Origin of the sequence: Streptomyces specialis (genome assembly GCF_001493375.1) — a bacterium.
GTDB classification, from domain to species: Bacteria; Actinomycetota; Actinomycetes; order Streptomycetales; family Streptomycetaceae; genus Streptomyces; species Streptomyces specialis.
Map to the genome: position 1 here is coordinate 148,733 of NZ_LN929897.1, position 16,345 is coordinate 165,077.

Sequence of the window (16,345 nt, forward strand, 5' to 3'; positions counted from 1 at the left end):
GCGCCAAAGCGGCGGAAATGGGGAAGCATCGGTACGGAGAAGCGAGCGAGGGAGCACACGTGAGGACAGCCGAACTGGGGCCGGCGCAGCGGGCCGAGGCGCTCGCCCGGATGGCCGAGCGGGAGCTGGACGTGCTGGTCGTCGGCGGGGGCGTGGTCGGCGCGGGCACCGCGCTCGACGCCGTCACCAGGGGCCTGGCCACCGGGCTGGTCGAGGCCAGGGACTGGGCCTCCGGCACGTCGAGCCGGTCCAGCAAGCTCATCCACGGCGGGCTGCGCTACCTGGAGATGCTCGACTTCGGCCTCGTCCGGGAGGCGCTGAAGGAGCGCGGTCTGCTGCTGGAACGGATCGCGCCGCACCTCGTCAAGCCCGTCCCGTTCCTCTATCCCCTCCGGCACCGCGGCTGGGAGCGGTGGTACGCGGGGAGCGGGGTCGCCCTGTACGACGCCATGGCGCTCTCCTCCGGGCACGGCCGCGGGCTGCCCCGCCACCGGCACCTGACGCGGCGCCACGCGCTGCGGACCGCGCCGTGCCTGAAGAAGGAGGCGCTGGTCGGCGCCCTCCAGTACTACGACGCGCAGGTGGACGACGCCCGGTTCGTCGCCACCCTGGTCCGTACGGCCGCGGGCTACGGCGCGCGGGTCGCCAACCGGGCGCGCGTCACCGAGTTCCTGCGCGAGGGCGAACGCGTCGTCGGGGTGCGGGTGTCGGACCTGGAGGAGGGCGGCTCGTACGAGATCAGGGCCCGTCAGGTCGTCAACGCCACCGGTGTGTGGACCGACGACACGCAGGCGATGATCGCCGAGCGCGGCCAGTTCCACGTCCGGGCCTCCAAGGGCATCCACCTCGTGGTGCCCAAGGACCGCATCCACTCCTCGACCGGGCTGATCCTGCGCACCGAGACCAGCGTCCTGTTCGTCATCCCCTGGGGACGGCACTGGATCGTGGGCACCACGGACACCGCCTGGAACCTGGACAAGGCCCACCCGGCGGCGTCCGGTGCCGACATCGACTACCTGCTCGACCACGTCAACTCCGTGCTCGCCGTCCCCCTCACCCGGGACGACGTGGAGGGCGTCTACGCCGGGCTGCGCCCGCTGCTCGCCGGGGAGTCCGACGCCACCAGCAAACTGTCGCGCGAGCACACCGTCGCCCACCCGGTGCCAGGTCTGGTGGTGATCGCGGGCGGGAAGTACACCACCTACCGGGTGATGGCCAAGGACGCGGTGGACGCGGCGGTCCACGGTCTCGACCGGCGGGTCGCCGCCTGCTGCACCGAGGAGGTGCGGCTGGCCGGTGCCGAGGGCTACCACGCGCTGTGGAACGCCCGGGCCCGGCTCGCGTCCCGGGCCGGACTGCACGAGGCGCGGATCGAACATCTCCTCAACCGGTACGGCTCCCTGACGGAGGAGCTGCTGGAGCTGATCGCCGCCGACCCCCGGCTCGGCGAACCGCTGCCGGCCGCCGACGACTATCTGAAGGCCGAGATCGTGTACGCCTGTTCGCACGAGGGGGCCCGTCACCTGGAGGACGTGCTGACCCGCAGGACGCGTATCTCCATCGAGACGTTCGACCGGGGAACGCGCAGCGCGCGCGAGTGCGCCACGCTGATGGCGGGGGTGCTGGGCTGGACGGACGCTCAGATCGAGCGTGAGATCGAGCACTACCTCAAGCGCGTGGAGGCGGAACGCCAGTCCCAGGTCCAGCCCGACGACCGGACCGCCGACGCCGCCAGGCTGGGCGCTCCTGACACCGTGCCGCTCTGAGACCGCGCCGGCCGACCGTGCGCCCCGCCCCCCGGCTGTCGGCGGAATGGGTGACAATGGCCGGGGAAGCCGGAGGGGACGCGACGCATGGGCCAAGACAGCGGGGACATCGAGGCGCAGGACGCCACGCCGGGAACGACGCCGGACGACAGGGACGACAAGGACGCCTCCGGTCGTGCCGCGCAGGCGCCGGACAGCGAGGACCAGGGCGCCAAGGGCCGCCTGCTCAACGGGCGGTACCGGCTCGGCACGATCGTCGGGCGCGGTGGCATGGGCACGGTCTGGCAGGCCAGGGACGAAGTCCTGGCCCGTTCCGTGGCGGTGAAGGAGCTTCGGCTGCCGCCCGGCGTCGACGACGGCGAGCGCAAGCGCATGATCACGCGCACCCTGCGCGAGGCCAAGGCGATCGCGACCATCCGCAGCCAGGGCGTCGTCACCATCTACGACGTGGTGGACGAGGGGTCGCGGCCCTGGATCGTGATGGAGCTGATCGAGGGCCGGTCGCTGGCCGACATCATCAAGAGCGACGGGCCGATGCGCCCCGAGCGCGCCGCGTCGATCGGGCTCGCCATCCTCGACGTGCTGCGCGCCACGCACGCCGCCGGGGTGCTGCACCGCGACGTCAAGCCGTCCAACGTGCTCATCGCCGACGAGGACGGCCGCGTCGTCCTCACCGACTTCGGCATCGCCAAGGTCGAGGGCGACCCGTCGATCACCTCCACCGGCATGCTGGTCGGCGCGCCCTCGTACATCTCGCCGGAGCGGGCCCGCGGCGAGGCCCCCGGCCCGCCCGCCGACCTGTGGTCGCTGGGCGCCCTGCTGTTCTGCTGCGTCGACGGCCGCCCGCCCTACGACGAGGGCGGCGCCATCGCCACCCTGGCCGCCGTCATGTACGACCCGGTGCCCGCGCCGCGCCAGGCCGGTCCGTTGACCGAGGTCATCACCGGGCTGCTGGTGAAGGACCCGGCCGGGCGGCTGGACGTGGAGCGCACCCGCGAGCTGCTCGCCTCGGTGGTGGCCCGTACGCCGGACGCCGACCCCGCCGACAGGACCGTGGTGGTCGGCACGCTCCCGCCGCGCGACGCGGTGCCCGACCCGCGCGTCACGCCGCCCCGGCCGGTGGCGGCCCTGCCCGCCGCGGCCCCTGTCTCCTATACCCATCTGACGGCGCCGACGAAGAGGGGAGGGAGACGCCCGGGCGCCTCCGCGCTAACCTGCTTAGAAAAAAGCGATGTTAACGCCACCACCCCTATAATTCTTTTTTTTATTAAAGAAAAAGACGGCATGCGAAATTTTTGCCTGGCTCTTGGGTTCGGGGATGTGTATAAAAACCGGGCCCGCCGACCCGGCGACCACCGGCCCGGTGACGCCACCGCCCGACGGCGCCAGACGCAGACGCCTGATGATCGTGGCCGGAGTGGTGGCCGTGCTGCTCGCGCTGCTCGGCGCCGCGCTGGCCTCCGCCCTGGGGGACGACGACGACGGCGGCACCGACGCGCGGACCGGGGAGCGGACCGGCGAGCAGAGCGCCGACCCGCAGCCTGATCCCGACCCGGACGCCGAGGGCGCCGGGGACCCGTCGCAGGAGGCGACCGAGGACGCGGGCGGCGAGACCCAGGACCCCGACGGCACCGCGACGGATGACGGCTCGAACGACGAGGGGTCCGCCCCGGACGACGAGGACGGCGGCCCGCCCGGGACCGAGCCGGAGACCGATCCGGACGTCTCGCTGCCCGAGACCCCCGCGGGGTACGCGCAGATCTCCGACGACCGGTTCCACTTCCGGATGTCCCTGCCCCGGGGCTGGGAGCGCACCCGCATCGCCGGGCAGAACTCGGGCGGCGTGTACAGCGCGGCGGACGGCGGACCGCCCACGGTCCAGGTCGACTTCAACTCCAGCCCCGGCGACGACGCCGAGGCGGCCTGGCGCGAGCTGGAGCCCTCGACGGCCCGGAACAGCGACGACTACGAGCTGATCGGCATCGAGGAGATCGAGTGGCGCGGCTATCCGACCGTCGCCGACTGGGAGTTCGAGCGCACGGTGGACGGGGAACGCGTCCGGGTGCTCAACCGGGGCTTCCGCGTGGACGACGAGCACGGCTACGCGATCATGATCACCTGCCCGGTGGACGAATGGGACGGCGATGCCTGCGCCACTCTCCGCGAGACCGCTTTCGAGACGTTCGAGCCCTGGGACTGAGCTGTAGCAAGAGCTGTAACAAGAGTTGACGGATCGTAGCCGTGGTCCGTCCACGGCGCGTATCGTGAGAGCCCGTGCCCGGCGGGGGTTCGCACGCGGTGGGGAGGCATCGTGGACACTTACGCGGGTCGGCTGCTGGCCGACCGCTATCGGCTGCCGAGGACTCCTTCCGAGGAGTTCGAGCTCATCGAGTCACGGGCCTTCGACACGGCGAGCGGGCAGGAGGTCCTGGTCCGTCAGGTCCCGTTGCCCGAGATCGTGGACGCGGAAGAGCTGGACGCGGACGGCCGCAGGCCGCGCGCCCCGATGGGCCGCGACTACGGCGACCGGGCCACGCGCCCCCCGGACGATCCGGTGGTGCGTCGCGCGGTCGAGGCCGCCGCCGCCGCTGCCCGGCTGCCCGACCATCCGCGGCTCGACCAGGTCTTCGACGTCTTCGTGCAGGGCGACGGCCTGTGGATCGTCAGCGAACTGGTGCCCGGCAGGCCGCTGGCCGCCGTGCTGGCCGAGGAGCGCCTCGGCCCGTACCGGGCGGCCGAGGTGGCGGCGGACCTGCTCGCCGCCCTGCGGATCGTCCACGCGCACGGCTGGGTCCACCGCAACGTCACCGTCCGCACGGTCATGATCTGCGAGGACGGGCGCGCGATGCTGACCGGCCTGGCGGCCGGGGCGGCGGAGGAAGTGCTGTGCGGGTACGACCCGTTGCCGCCGCCGCCCGGCGTGCCGGACACGTTCGCCGCCGTTCCGCGCGTGGAACCCCCGGCCGGACGCGAGTCGTTGCCGCCCGGCCCCGCCGGGCCTCCGGCCGGTGGCCCGCCCGCGCTGCCTGAGCCGGACGACACGGCGGCCCGGGTGCTGGAGCGGGGCGGCACGCCGCCCGGCTTCACACCGCGCCCGCCCGGCGGCGGCGCGCTGCCCGACGCGTACCGGCGCTGGGAGACCGGTGGTGTGCGGGGCGTGGTGGGAGACGACGAGTCCACCGCCTCGCTGCCCACGCCGCCCGGCGGCGCGGCCGATCTGGTGGCCCGGGTGCGGCAGCAGGGCGGCCCCCCGCGCGAGCCGGACCCGCCCGGCGGCGAGGGCCTGCCGGTGTCCTGGGACTTCGAGGGCGGCTCGGGGCCGGTGCCGCCCGCCGCCCGCGGGGCGGAGGAGGGCCCGCCGCCCACCGCCGCCGAGCGCGCGGCGCGCAGCGGCCCCATCGCGGCCTACCGGGCGGGCACCCGGGCCGGCGCGGCCCGGCGCTCGGGGGCCACCGGCCCGACCGAGCTGCCCGGTGCCGTACGGCCGAGCCACCCGGTGCGCACCGGGAGGGAGGCGGCGGCGGGCCACCAGGCCCCCGCCCGGGGGCAGGTCCCGGCGCAGCCGGGCGGTGTGGATCGGGGTCCGGCGCAGCCGGGCAGTGTGGATCGGGGTCCGGCGCAGCCGGGCGGTGTGGATCGGGGTCCGGCGCAGCCGGGCGGCGCCGGAGCGGCGGGGCGGGCCCGTTACCGGGGGCCCGACACCGCGCGGACGGCCGAGCGGGCCCGGCAGGCGCGGATCACCACCGTCGGCGCCGTCACCGAGCGCTGGGCGCCGGAGCAGGCGGGCCCGGTCTACGAGAACTGGCGGCTGGCCCCGCCGGTCGGCCCGCCCGCGGATTTCTGGGCGCTGGGCGCGCTGCTGTTCCGCGTCGTGCAGGGCTATCCGCCCTACCCCGAGGAGAGCGCGGCCGAGCTGACCCAGGCGGTCTGCGCCGAGCAGCCGGCGTTCGCCGAGGACTGCGGCGCGCTGCGGCCCATCATCGAGTCCCTGCTGCGGCAGGACCCGACCGAGCGCCCGAGCGCGGAGGAACTGCGCGGCTGGCTGCGGTCGTTGCTGCGCGGGGCGCCCGAGCCCGAGGTGGGCCGTCATACGGTCACCGCGCCGCCGCCCGCCCTGGAGCCCGGCCGTCCCTCCGACCCCCGGCGGCTGCCGATCCTGCGGCTGCGCGGCGAGCTGGTCGGTCCGCGCCGCCGCCCGCGGCTGCGCGGCGCCGGTGGCCCGCGCCGGATGGGCCAGGTCCTGCTGACGCTGGTGCTGTTCGGGCTGGCCGGGGCCGTCGCCTATGTGCTGGCCTTCATGTCCGGGGACGACCCGCCGCGCCGCGAGGCGGGCGAGGGGCCGCCGGGCTCGCGGGAGCCCGCGGAGCCGGAGACGCCGCCGGACGACGAGCCGGCCGCTCCCACCACCGGGCCGGCCGAGCCCGACCCGGAGGAGACCGACGACCCGACCAACACCTCACCGGCCGAGGACGGCCAGGAACCGGCCCGGCCGCCGGAGGGCTACGAGGTCCGCGAGGACCCCGAGGGGTTCGCGCTGACCGTGCCGGAGGGCTGGGAGCGGCAGGGTCTCAACAGCGAGGGCCAGGTCGTCTACCGCGGGGACGGCATCGACATCGTGGTCGTGCCGGGGCGGGACAGCGCCCAGCAGTACGGCGACGACCCGATGGACTATCAGCTCGACCAGCAGCCGGAGCTGGCGGACTACCGGAACTACCAGTACCGCTCGGTCAGTGACCTGCGGACGTCCTCGGTGGGGAACGCGGCCATGGTCGAGGGCGTCTTCGGCTGGCAGGACGACGGCGCCCGGGTGGCCTTCAACCAAGTGGTGCTGCTGGACGGGGCTTATCACATTGTGATGGTCCGCGGCCCGGCCGAGCAGCGGGACCAGATCGACGCGATCTACGACGTCACGGCGGGGAGCTACCGTCTGACGGACTGACCGGACGACTCTGCCAGCGATCACTGGCGAAAATTTTGGTTACCAATGGGTAGCCACCGGCGTGCGCACGGTCGTACCCTCCGCCTATGACGACAGCGCAGTCAGATCCCCGGGCGCAGGCCGCCCGGGTGGTCACGAGCGAGTTGGTGGACCTGCTGACCCGGGGCGTCGTGGGCAGCGGGCGCACCGCCTGCCACAGCCCGTTGACGGGCGAGCGTCTCGCGGAGCTGCCCGAGGCGACGCCGGACGAGGTCGCCGCGGCCTTCGAGCGGGCCAGGGCCGCCCAGCCGGCCTGGGCGGCGAGGTCGCCGCGCCAGCGCGCCGCCGTGCTGCTGCGCTTCCACGACCTCCTGCTGCGCCGCCAGGACGAGATCCTGGACATCATCCAACTGGAGACCGGCAAGGCCCGGCTGCACGCCCACGAAGAGGTGCAGGCCGTCGCCGTCGCCGCGCGCCACTACGGCCGCAAGGCGCCCGCCTACCTGCGGCCCAAGCGCCACACCGGCGTCTTCCCGGTCCTCACCCAGGTGCGCGAGCTGCGGCACCCGCGCGGTGTCGTCGGCCAGATCTCCCCGTGGAACTACCCCCTCGAACTCTCGGTGGGCGACGCCATGCCCGCCTTCGCGGCCGGCAACGCCGTGGTCATGAAGCCCGACACCGAGACCGCCCTGACCGCCCTGTGGGCGCGGCGGCTGCTGATCGAGGCCGGGCTGCCCGAAGAGGTCTGGCAGGTCGTCCTCGGCGAGGGCCCGGTCGTCGGCCCCGAGGTCGTCCGGCACGCCGACTACGTGACGTTCACCGGCTCCACCCGCACCGGCCGCCAGGTCGCCGCGGGCGCCGCGGCGCGGCTGGTCGGCGTCAGCCTCGAACTCGGCGGCAAGAACGCGATGCTGGTGCTCGACGACGCCGACCTCGACCGGGCGGCGTCCGGCGCGGTGCGCGCCTGCTTCTCCTCGGCCGGGCAGCTCTGCATCTCGGTGGAGCGGCTGTACGTGCACTCGTCGGTCGCCGACGAGTTCCTGCGCCGGTTCACCGAGCGGACCCGCGCCCTGCGCCTGGGCGCCCCGCTGGACTACGGAACGGACGTCGGCTCGCTCGCCTCGCAGGCCCAGCTCGACGCGGTCACCCGGCATGTCGAGGACGCCGCCGCGCAGGGCGCGACGATCCTCGCGGGCGGCAAGCCGCGCCCGGACCTCGGCCCGTTCTTCCACGAGCCGACGATCCTCGACAACGTCCAGCCCTCGATGCTGGTGTGCGAGCAGGAGACCTTCGGGCCGGTCGTCTCCGTCTACCGCTTCGACGACGACGCCGAGGCCGTCGCGCGCGCCAACGCCACCCCGTACGGCCTCAACTCCAGCGTCTGGTCGGGCAACGCCCGCCGCGCCCGCCGTATCGCCGCCCAACTGCGCACCGGCACCGTCAACATCAACGAGGGCTACGCCGCCGCGTACGGCAGCGTGCAGTCCCCGATGGGCGGCATGGGCGACTCGGGCCTCGGCCGCCGCCACGGCTCGGAGGGCATCCTCAAGTACACCGAGGCGCAGACCATCGCCCACCAGCGGCTCGTGCCGATGGAGCCGTCGTTCGGCCTGGACGACCGCCGGTACGCGGCCCTGCTGACGCAATCCCTGAAAGCCCTCAAGACTCTGAGGTTCCGCTGATGCGAGACAACGCCTACGACTACGACGTGGTGATCGTCGGCTCCGGCTTCGGTGGCTCCGTGTCCGCCCTGCGCCTGACCGAGAAGGGCTACAAGGTCGGTGTCCTGGAGGCGGGCCGCCGCTTCGCCCGCACCGACCTGCCCAAGAACTCCTGGGACCTGAAGAACTACCTGTGGGCGCCGCGGCTGGGCCTGTACGGCATCCAGCGCATCCACCTGCTCAGCAACGTCATGATCCTGGCGGGCGCCGGCGTCGGCGGCGGTTCGCTGAACTACGCCAACACCCTGTACGTGCCGCCGCCCGCCTTCTTCCAGGACCGGCAGTGGCGCGACATCACCGACTGGCAGCGGGAGCTGGCGCCGTACTACGACCAGGCCAAGCGCATGCTCGGCGTCCGGCTCAACCCCACCACGACCCCGTCCGACGTGCACCTGAAGGCGGCGGCCGAGCAGATGGGCGTGGGGGACACGTTCCACATGGCGCCGGTGGGCGTCTTCTTCGGTGACGCGCAGGACGCCGACGGCGGCAGCACCGCCCGGCCGGGCGAGGAGGTGCCCGACCCGTACTTCGGCGGTGTCGGCCCGTCCCGCCGCGCCTGTACCGAGTGCGGCGAGTGCATGACCGGCTGCCGGCACGGCGCGAAGAACACCCTCAACGAGAACTACCTGTACCTCGCCGAGCGCGCGGGCGCCGAGGTGCACCCGCTGACCACCGTCACCCGGGTCACCGAACTGGAGGACGGCGAGGGCTTCCGGATCACCGTGGTGCCGACCGACGCCTCGCCGCGCAACCGGCGCCGCCGCGAGCGGACCCTGGTCGCGCGCAAGGTCGTGCTGGCCGCCGGCACCTACGGCACCCAGACCCTGCTGCACCGGATGCGGGACACCGGCGCGCTGCCGCGTATCTCCGACCGGCTCGGCACCCTGACCCGGACCAACTCGGAGGCCCTGGTCGGCGCGCGGACCAACCCGCGCCGCTACCGCGCCAAGCACGGCAAGGACGCCGTGCTGGACTTCACCAAGGGCGTCGCGATCACCTCGTCCATCCACCCGGACGAGCACACCCACATCGAGCCGGTCCGCTACGGCAAGGGCTCGAACGCGATGGGCTTCCTGTCCATCAAGCAGTTCCGCCAGGACGGCCGGATGCCGAAGCTGCTGGCGTTCGCGGCCACCACCGTGCGCCACCCGCTCCTCTTCCTGATCTCGATGTCGAACCGGAAGTGGTCCGAGCGCACGATCATCGGCCTGGTGATGCAGACCCACGACAACTCGCTGACGACGTTCCGCAAGCGCAAGGGCCTCGGCAAGGGCCTGCTGAGCGCCGAGCAGGGCCACGGCGCGCCGAACCCGGAGCACATCCCGGAGGGCGCCGAGGCGGCCCGGCGGATCGCGGACGACATCAACGGCTTCGCGGGCACCAACGTCGGCGAGCTGATCGGCACCCCGCTGACCGCGCACTTCCTCGGCGGCTGCCCGATCGGCGCGGACCCCGAGCAGGGCGTGGTGGACCCGTACCACCGGCTCTACGGCCACCCCGGCATCTCGGTCGTGGACGGCTCGGCGGTCTCGGCCAACCTCGGCGTGAACCCGTCCCTGACGATCACCGCCCAGGCCGAGCGCGCCATGTCGCTGTGGCCGAACAAGGGCGAGCCGGACATCCGCCCCGCCCAGGGCGCGGCGTACGAGTCCCTCCCGGCGGTGCCGCCGGTGCGCCCCGCGGTCCCCGAGTCGGCCTTCGCGGCGCTGCGGCCCCCGGTGATCCTGCCGGTCCCGGCCATCCCCCCGGCCCGTACCGCGCCGCGGGAGTCCCCCGAGCCCCGGGAAGAGCCGCACACGGCCGGGGCGTGACCCGGCCCCCGGGGGCGAGGCGGGCGCACAAAGATGGCTCTTATACACATCTCCGAGCCCACGAGACAGGCAGAAAAATCGGATGCCGTCTTTTTCTTGAAAAAAAAAAAAAGATCAAAAACAAACAAAAAGTCGGAGCTATCCACCAAATCAGACGAGACAACCAGAACATGGCATTATAACCGCCGCCCTGGCGCGGGGCGAGGGACCCCGCGCTCGCGCGCCGGGGCCCCTCGGCCAGCACGGGCGACAGGGCGGCGCCGGTGCCGGCACGGAGCGGGCGGCCGGCTCCCGGCGTCCCGGAAGCCGGCCGCCCGAGGACGTGACCGGTCTGCTGTCCCCTGCTGCCCGGCCACCGCCCCGGAGCGAGGGCCCACGACGCGCGGCCCCCGCCACACCGCGGGGGCCAGGGCGTCTCATCGCCCCGGGAACGAACCGTTCAACGACCCCCGGACCGGGCCGGTCACGCTCCGTACGGGTGACTCGCTCGCCCGGACGTTCAGGCCCGGCCGCGGCTCAGTTCGAGGAGGGTCATCGCGAGCTGCGTGCCCTGGCGGCCGAGTTCGTCGCGGTAGCGGCGCAGGATCTCCATCTCGCGGGTCAGGTTCACCCGCCGCTCGCCCGCGGCGATACGGGCCGCCTGGACCTGTTCGGAGACGGTGACGCGCTCCTTGACGAGCGCGATGATGCCGGCGTCGAGCGCGTCGAGGCGCTCGCGCCCCTCGGCGACGAGGTCGGTGGTGCCGCTGTCGGTGCTGTTCATGGGGTCTCCTCGATCGGTGAGGTCGGGACCCCGGTTCCTTCCCGGCCGCCGCCCGGCCGACGAGAACGCCCCGGACCGCCGTTGATGGGCCCGGGGCGCGAAGGACGTCGCTGTCAGACTGTCAGTGCTGTGCGCAGCGCTCCTCGTGGCGTCCGGCCGGGCCGGTGCCATAGGTAAAGGAGCGGAAGCGCGCGAAGCGAAGCACGTCCGCGAGTATGCCAGCCTCTCCCGCGCGGGCCAACCCCGTACCGGATCCGGCGGGCGCGGCCCGTCGGTAGACTCGGGGGCATTCGGGGGGAAGGCGAGAAAGGCAGCAACTTCGTGGCAGACACGGACACCGACACCGTCCTCGTGGTGGACTTCGGCGCCCAGTACGCGCAGCTCATCGCCCGTCGCGTGCGCGAGGCGCGGGTCTACAGCGAGGTCGTCCCCTCCACCATGCCGGTGGCCGAGATGCTCGCCAGAAAGCCGCGCGCGATCATCCTCTCCGGCGGGCCCTCCTCGGTCTACGCCGAGGACGCGCCCGGGATAGACCCCGCCGTCTTCGAGGCCGGGGTGCCCGTCCTCGGGATGTGCTACGGCTTCCAGCTCATGGCGCAGGCCCTCGGCGGACGGGTCGACAACACCGGCGCCCGCGAGTACGGGCGGACGGCGCTGACCGTCAGCCGGTCCGGCTCCACCCTCTTCGAGGGCACGCCGGACGAGCAGCAGGTGTGGATGTCGCACGGCGACGCCTGCTCCGCCGCCCCCGAGGGCTTCACCGTCACCGCCTCGACCGGCACCGTCCCGGTGGCCGCGTTCGAGAACGACGAGCGGCGGCTCTACGGCGTCCAGCACCACCCGGAGGTCATGCACTCCACCTACGGGCAGCAGGTGATGGAGCACTTCCTGTACCGGGGCGCGGGCATCAGCCCGTCCTGGACGGCCGGCAGCATCGTCGAGGAGCAGGTCGCCGCGATCCGCGCCCAGGTCGGCGGCCGGCGCGCGATCTGCGCGCTCTCCGGCGGGGTGGACTCGGCGGTGGCCGCGGCGCTGGTGAACCGCGCCATCGGTGACCAGCTCACCTGCGTGTACGTGGACCACGGGCTGATGCGCAAGGGCGAGACCGAGCAGGTCGAGAAGGACTTCGTGGCCGCGACCGGCGTGCGGCTGAAGGTCGTGGACGCCGCCGACCGTTTCCTGGAGGCGCTGGCCGGGGTCAGCGACCCCGAGCAGAAGCGGAAGATCATCGGCCGGGAGTTCATCCGGGTCTTCGAGCAGGCCCAGGCCGAGCTGGTGGCCGCGGCGGGCGCCGCGGGCGAGGACGTGGCGTTCCTGGTGCAGGGCACCCTCTACCCGGACGTGGTCGAGTCCGGCGGCGGCACCGGGACGGCCAACATCAAGTCGCACCACAACGTGGGCGGGCTCCCGGAGGACCTGGAGTTCGAGCTGGTCGAGCCGCTGCGGAAGCTGTTCAAGGACGAGGTCCGGATGGTCGGGCAGGAGCTGGGCCTGCCCGAGGAGATCGTCCAGCGGCAGCCGTTCCCCGGCCCCGGGCTCGGCATCCGGATCGTCGGCGAGGTCACCCGCGAGCGGCTGGACATCCTGCGCGAGGCCGACGCGATCGTCCGCGAGGAGCTGACGGCCGCGGGGCTGGACCGGGACATCTGGCAGTGCCCGGTGGTGCTGCTGGCCGACGTCCGCAGCGTCGGTGTCCAGGGCGACGGCCGCACCTACGGCCACCCGATCGTGCTGCGCCCGGTCTCCTCCGAGGACGCCATGACGGCGGACTGGTCCCGGCTGCCGTACGACCTGCTGGCGCGGATCTCGACCCGGATCACCAACGAGGTCCCCGACGTCAACCGCGTGACGCTGGACATCACGAGCAAGCCGCCGGGGACCATCGAGTGGGAGTGACGCACCGCTTCCGGCCCTGGTCCAAGGCGTGGCCGGTGGTCGAGGTGATGTGGTCGGGGAGGGCCGCCCGGTCGGGGCCGTTGCCGGTGTTCACCGTGCCGGTCGGTTCGAACATCAGGATGGCGGCGCCGCCGTCCGAGGACGGCTTGTGCTCCGTTCCGCGCGGCACGGTGAACACCGCGCCGCGCGGGAGGGGCACGGTGCGCTCGGCGCCGTTCTCGCGCGGCGCGATCGCCGGCTCGCCGTCGTCGGCGCGGTCGTGGGTGTGCCGCACGAAGTCGCCGCGCACCGTGGCGACGCGGGCGCCGTAGGCGTTGACGCGGGCGGCGCCGCGCGGGGCCTGGACCTCGCCGGACGCGGCGAGGGCGGCGCGGAGCCCGACCGGCCGTGCCGGTCCGTCCTTGGCGGTCGTCATGCGGCTCGTCACCCTCGGGGCGGAGCGCGACGAGCGGATGCCCCGGTGGCCTACCGCCGTGGCCGCTCCCGCCGCGACCGGCCGGCGGCCTCGGTCAGCAGTCCGGCGACGGAGACGAAGAGGCTGACGGCGCTCAGCGCGTACGCCATGGTGAACATCTTGGACAGGGCCGTGCTCGGGGCCAGGTCGCCGTAGCCGATGGTCAGCCCCGTCGTCACCGAGAAGTACACGCTGTCCAGCCAGGTCCATCCCTCGTGCAGCCGGTAGAAGACGACGGCCGTGACCACGGTCACCACCAGGGACACCGCGAGGCCCCGGAACGCCGCGTCCCGCCACGCCCGGCGCACGGCGGCCACGAGCTGGGCGGCAAGCACCGCGAATCCGAACATTCCGCCAGTCTGCTGGCGGCGGCCGGGTCAGACCAGGCGGCGGGCCGTGGCCCAGCGGGTCAGTTCGTGGCGGTTGGAGAGCTGGAGCTTGCGCAGGACCGCCGAGACATGGCTCTCGACCGTCTTGACCGAGATGAACAGCTCCTTGCCGACCTCCTTGTACGCGTACCCGCGCGCGATCAGGCGCAGCACCTCGCGCTCCCGCTGGGTGAGCCGGTCCAGGTCCTCGTCCACCGGCGCCGCCTCGGAGGAGGCGAAGGCGTCGAGCACGAACCCGGCCAGCCGCGGCGAGAACACCGCGTCGCCGTCCGCGACCCGGAAGATCGCGTCCACCAGATCGGCGCCGGTGATCGTCTTGGTGACATAGCCGCGGGCGCCGCCCCGGATCACGCCGATCACGTCCTCGGCGGCGTCCGACACCGACAGGGCCAGGAAACGCACCGGCCGCTCCGGCGCGGAGAGCAGCTCCGCGCAGCGGCGCAGCACCTCCACCCCGCCGCCGCCCGGCAGGTGCACGTCGAGCAGGACCACATCGGGCCGGACGGACTTGATCACGCTCACCGCCTGGTCCGCGTCGCCCGCCTCGCCGACGACCTCCACGCCCGTCTCCTCGGTGCGGCCGATCTCCGCCCGCACCCCGGCGCGGAACATGCGGTGGTCGTCGACCAGGACGACGCGGGCCCCGCGTCCGCCCGGCAGTTCCCCGGTCCCGATCGCGTTCATTCGGTTCGCTCCATCGTCAGCTCCACCTCTGTGCCCTCACCCGACGCCGACCGTACCCGCGCGGAGCCGCCGTTGCGCTGCATGCGGCCGATGATGGACTCCCGCACGCCCATCCGGTCCGCCGGTACCGCCTCCGGGTCGAAGCCCGGGCCGCGGTCGCGGACCGACACGAAGACGGTCCGCCCCTCGACTTCGGCGAAGACCCGCACCGGTCCGCCCTCGCCACCGTACTTGGCCGCGTTCACCATCGCCTCGCGGGCCGCCTGGAGCTGCGCCGCCAGGCGCTCGTCGAGCGGGCAGTCGCCCACGCACACCACCTCGATCGGGACGCCGTGGTGGTCCTCGACCTCGGCGGCCGTGGCGCGGACGGAGTCCGCGAGCGTCGCCGGTTTGTCGTCCTCCTCGGCGTCACCCGGGGTCTCGGCCGGCTTGTACAGCCAGGCCCGCAAGTCGCGTTCCTGCGCGCGGGCCAGCCGGGCGACCTCGCGCGGGCTCTCCGCGTTGCGCTGGATCAGGGTGAGGGTGTGCAGCACCGAGTCGTGGATGTGGGCCGCCACCTCGGCGCGCTCCTGGGCGCGGATGCGCATGGTGCGCTCCTCGGACAGGTCCTGCACGATCCGCACCAGATACGGGCCGGCCAGCAGCGCGATGCCCACCACGACGGCGACCGACGCCTGGAAGACCAGGCTGAGGCTCTGCGTCGCCTCGTCCGGGTGCTGACCGACCACGAAGCTGCCCACGCCCAGGCAGACCAGCACCGCGCCGGCCGCGCTGCGCAGCAGCGGCAGCCAGCGGCTGTCGCGGGTGGCCGCGGCCCAGTGGGCGCGGCGCGAGTTGTCCGCCTGCCGCCAGACGACGGCCGCGCCGACGCCGATGATCAGCAGCGGCCACAAGTACCCGTCGCTGATGGGGAACTGGACGTTGGCGCCGAGCACGCCCAGGGCGCAGGCCAGCACCAGGAACGCGAACAGCCGCCGCTTGTGCGGGCGCCGCAGCAGCCGGCCGCGCCACGGCCGCGCAACCGGCGCGGCGTCGGTCCGCCGGGGGGCGCCGAGCGGGACGACGAACCAGAAGATGCCGTACAGCAGCACGCCCAGGCCGTTGGCCAGCAGCAGCGCGAAGAACACGATCCGCACCCACGACACCGGCAGCGCCAGATGCCCGGCCAGGCCGCGCGCCACGCCGCCGAGCCAGCGGCCGTCGGCGCTGCGGTACAGCTTGCGCGGCGGCGCCTCGTCCAGGACGGCGCCGGCCGGAGTGGCGGTGGTCATGCCCCCGATCGTCACACGCGGGCCCGGCGCGGCACATCAGGGTTGTTCCCTGACGGCGGGCTCAGGGAACGGTCGGGGTCGGACCCCGATTCCCGCGCGGCGCAGCTGCGTCACCATGGGGGGCATGACCGACGACCTCACCACCGAGCCCGTCGCGGAGCGGCGGGCGCCGTCCGGGGCCGGGCCGACCCGCAGCCGGCGCCACAAGGTGATCGGTGGTGTCTGCGGCGGATTCGGCCGGTACTGCAACCTCGACCCGGTGATCTTCCGGGTCCCGCTCGCGGTGCTGTCCGTCATCGGCGGTCTCGGGTTCGTCGCCTACGGTCTGGCCTGGCTGCTCATCCCCTTCGAGGGCGAGGAGGAGAACGAGGGCCGCCGGCTGCTGTCCGGGCGGGTGGAGGGGCCGGGGCTGACGGCGCTGCTGTTCATCGTGGCGGGCTGCGGACTGCTGCTGGCGTCGCTGGGCAACCAGGGCGCGGGCACCTGGTTCTCCGTGATGGTGCTGGGGGCGCTGGCCGCCGCGGCCCGCTGGTCGCTGCGAGTCTCTTATCAACATCTGACGCTCACCCCGAAGTGGCTTGTATAGATTTATGACGTGTCGGCACATTCATTAATTTACTAACCCAACAATGTTATTTCGAACCACCCACTCACCACACCAACACTAACAAC

At 73.4% G+C, this 16,345-nt stretch carries 12 protein-coding genes and 1 pseudogene; 8 read left to right on the forward strand and 5 right to left on the reverse strand.

Going from position 1 to position 16,345, the window contains the following annotated elements; genetic code table 11:
• The first annotated feature begins 59 nt into the window (after nt 1–59).
• The 6 genes and pseudogenes from BN2279_RS23375 (at nt 60) to BN2279_RS23400 (ending at nt 10,216) form a co-directional block, all read left to right on the forward strand.
• On the forward strand, nt 60–1,766 hold the full coding sequence (locus tag BN2279_RS23375; protein WP_059012956.1) for a glycerol-3-phosphate dehydrogenase/oxidase: 1,707 nt from the start codon (nt 60–62) through the stop codon (nt 1,764–1,766).
• A 270-nt stretch (nt 1,767–2,036) separates the two neighbouring features.
• Nucleotides 2,037–2,903, forward strand: a pseudogene (locus BN2279_RS30810) (serine/threonine-protein kinase); the annotation flags it as partial.
• A 265-nt stretch (nt 2,904–3,168) separates the two neighbouring features.
• Nucleotides 3,169–3,966 (forward strand): hypothetical protein, encoded by a 798-nt coding sequence (locus BN2279_RS30815; RefSeq protein ID WP_234348067.1) that lies wholly within the window; start codon nt 3,169–3,171, stop codon nt 3,964–3,966.
• A 111-nt stretch (nt 3,967–4,077) separates the two neighbouring features.
• Nucleotides 4,078–6,705 (forward strand): protein kinase family protein, encoded by a 2,628-nt coding sequence (locus BN2279_RS23390; protein ID WP_059012961.1) that lies wholly within the window; start codon nt 4,078–4,080, stop codon nt 6,703–6,705.
• An 86-nt stretch (nt 6,706–6,791) separates the two neighbouring features.
• Nucleotides 6,792–8,366, forward strand: a complete 1,575-nt coding sequence (locus BN2279_RS23395; RefSeq protein WP_059012963.1) for a succinic semialdehyde dehydrogenase — start codon at nt 6,792–6,794, stop codon at nt 8,364–8,366.
• Nucleotides 8,366–10,216: a GMC oxidoreductase gene (locus BN2279_RS23400; RefSeq protein ID WP_079032442.1), complete on the forward strand. Its 1,851-nt coding sequence runs from the start codon at nt 8,366–8,368 to the stop codon at nt 10,214–10,216. The genes BN2279_RS23395 and BN2279_RS23400 overlap by 1 nt, the downstream gene beginning before the upstream one ends.
• A 499-nt stretch (nt 10,217–10,715) precedes the next feature.
• Here BN2279_RS23400 and BN2279_RS31260 read toward each other — a convergent pair whose 3' ends face one another.
• Complete coding sequence (locus tag BN2279_RS31260) at nt 10,716–10,979, reverse strand: chorismate mutase (protein WP_059012965.1); 264 nt, start codon at nt 10,977–10,979, stop codon at nt 10,716–10,718.
• 321 nt (nt 10,980–11,300) lie between these two features.
• On the opposite strand from BN2279_RS31260, the gene guaA reads away from it, so the two are divergent.
• On the forward strand, nt 11,301–12,875 hold the full coding sequence (gene guaA / locus BN2279_RS23410) for a glutamine-hydrolyzing GMP synthase (RefSeq protein WP_059012966.1): 1,575 nt from the start codon (nt 11,301–11,303) through the stop codon (nt 12,873–12,875).
• On the opposite strand, the gene BN2279_RS23415 is transcribed toward guaA, so the two are convergent.
• Genes BN2279_RS23415 through BN2279_RS23430 form a run of 4 tightly spaced genes read right to left on the reverse strand, consistent with a single transcriptional unit; the run spans nt 12,838 to nt 15,673 of the window.
• On the reverse strand, nt 12,838–13,290 hold the full coding sequence (locus tag BN2279_RS23415) for a cupin domain-containing protein (protein WP_059012968.1): 453 nt from the start codon (nt 13,288–13,290) through the stop codon (nt 12,838–12,840). The two genes, guaA and BN2279_RS23415, sit on opposite strands and share 38 nt — an antisense overlap.
• Before the next feature lie 50 nt (nt 13,291–13,340).
• The gene (locus BN2279_RS23420; protein WP_059012971.1) at nt 13,341–13,679 is read right to left on the reverse strand and encodes a potassium channel family protein; all 339 of its coding nucleotides are present in this window, start codon (nt 13,677–13,679) and stop codon (nt 13,341–13,343) included.
• Between the two features lie 27 nt (nt 13,680–13,706).
• Nucleotides 13,707–14,402, reverse strand: a complete 696-nt coding sequence (locus BN2279_RS23425) for a LuxR C-terminal-related transcriptional regulator (RefSeq protein ID WP_059012973.1) — start codon at nt 14,400–14,402, stop codon at nt 13,707–13,709.
• Entirely contained in the window at nt 14,399–15,673 is a 1,275-nt protein-coding gene (locus BN2279_RS23430) for an ATP-binding protein (protein WP_079032535.1), read from the reverse strand. Before BN2279_RS23430 ends, BN2279_RS23425 begins: the two co-directional genes overlap by 4 nt.
• A 124-nt stretch (nt 15,674–15,797) precedes the next feature.
• Between BN2279_RS23430 and BN2279_RS23435 the strand changes: the two genes are divergently transcribed.
• A complete protein-coding gene (locus BN2279_RS23435) occupies nt 15,798–16,259 on the forward strand; it encodes a PspC domain-containing protein (protein ID WP_059012977.1) in 462 nt (153 codons plus the stop codon).
• Nucleotides 16,260–16,345: the final 86 nt, after the last annotated feature.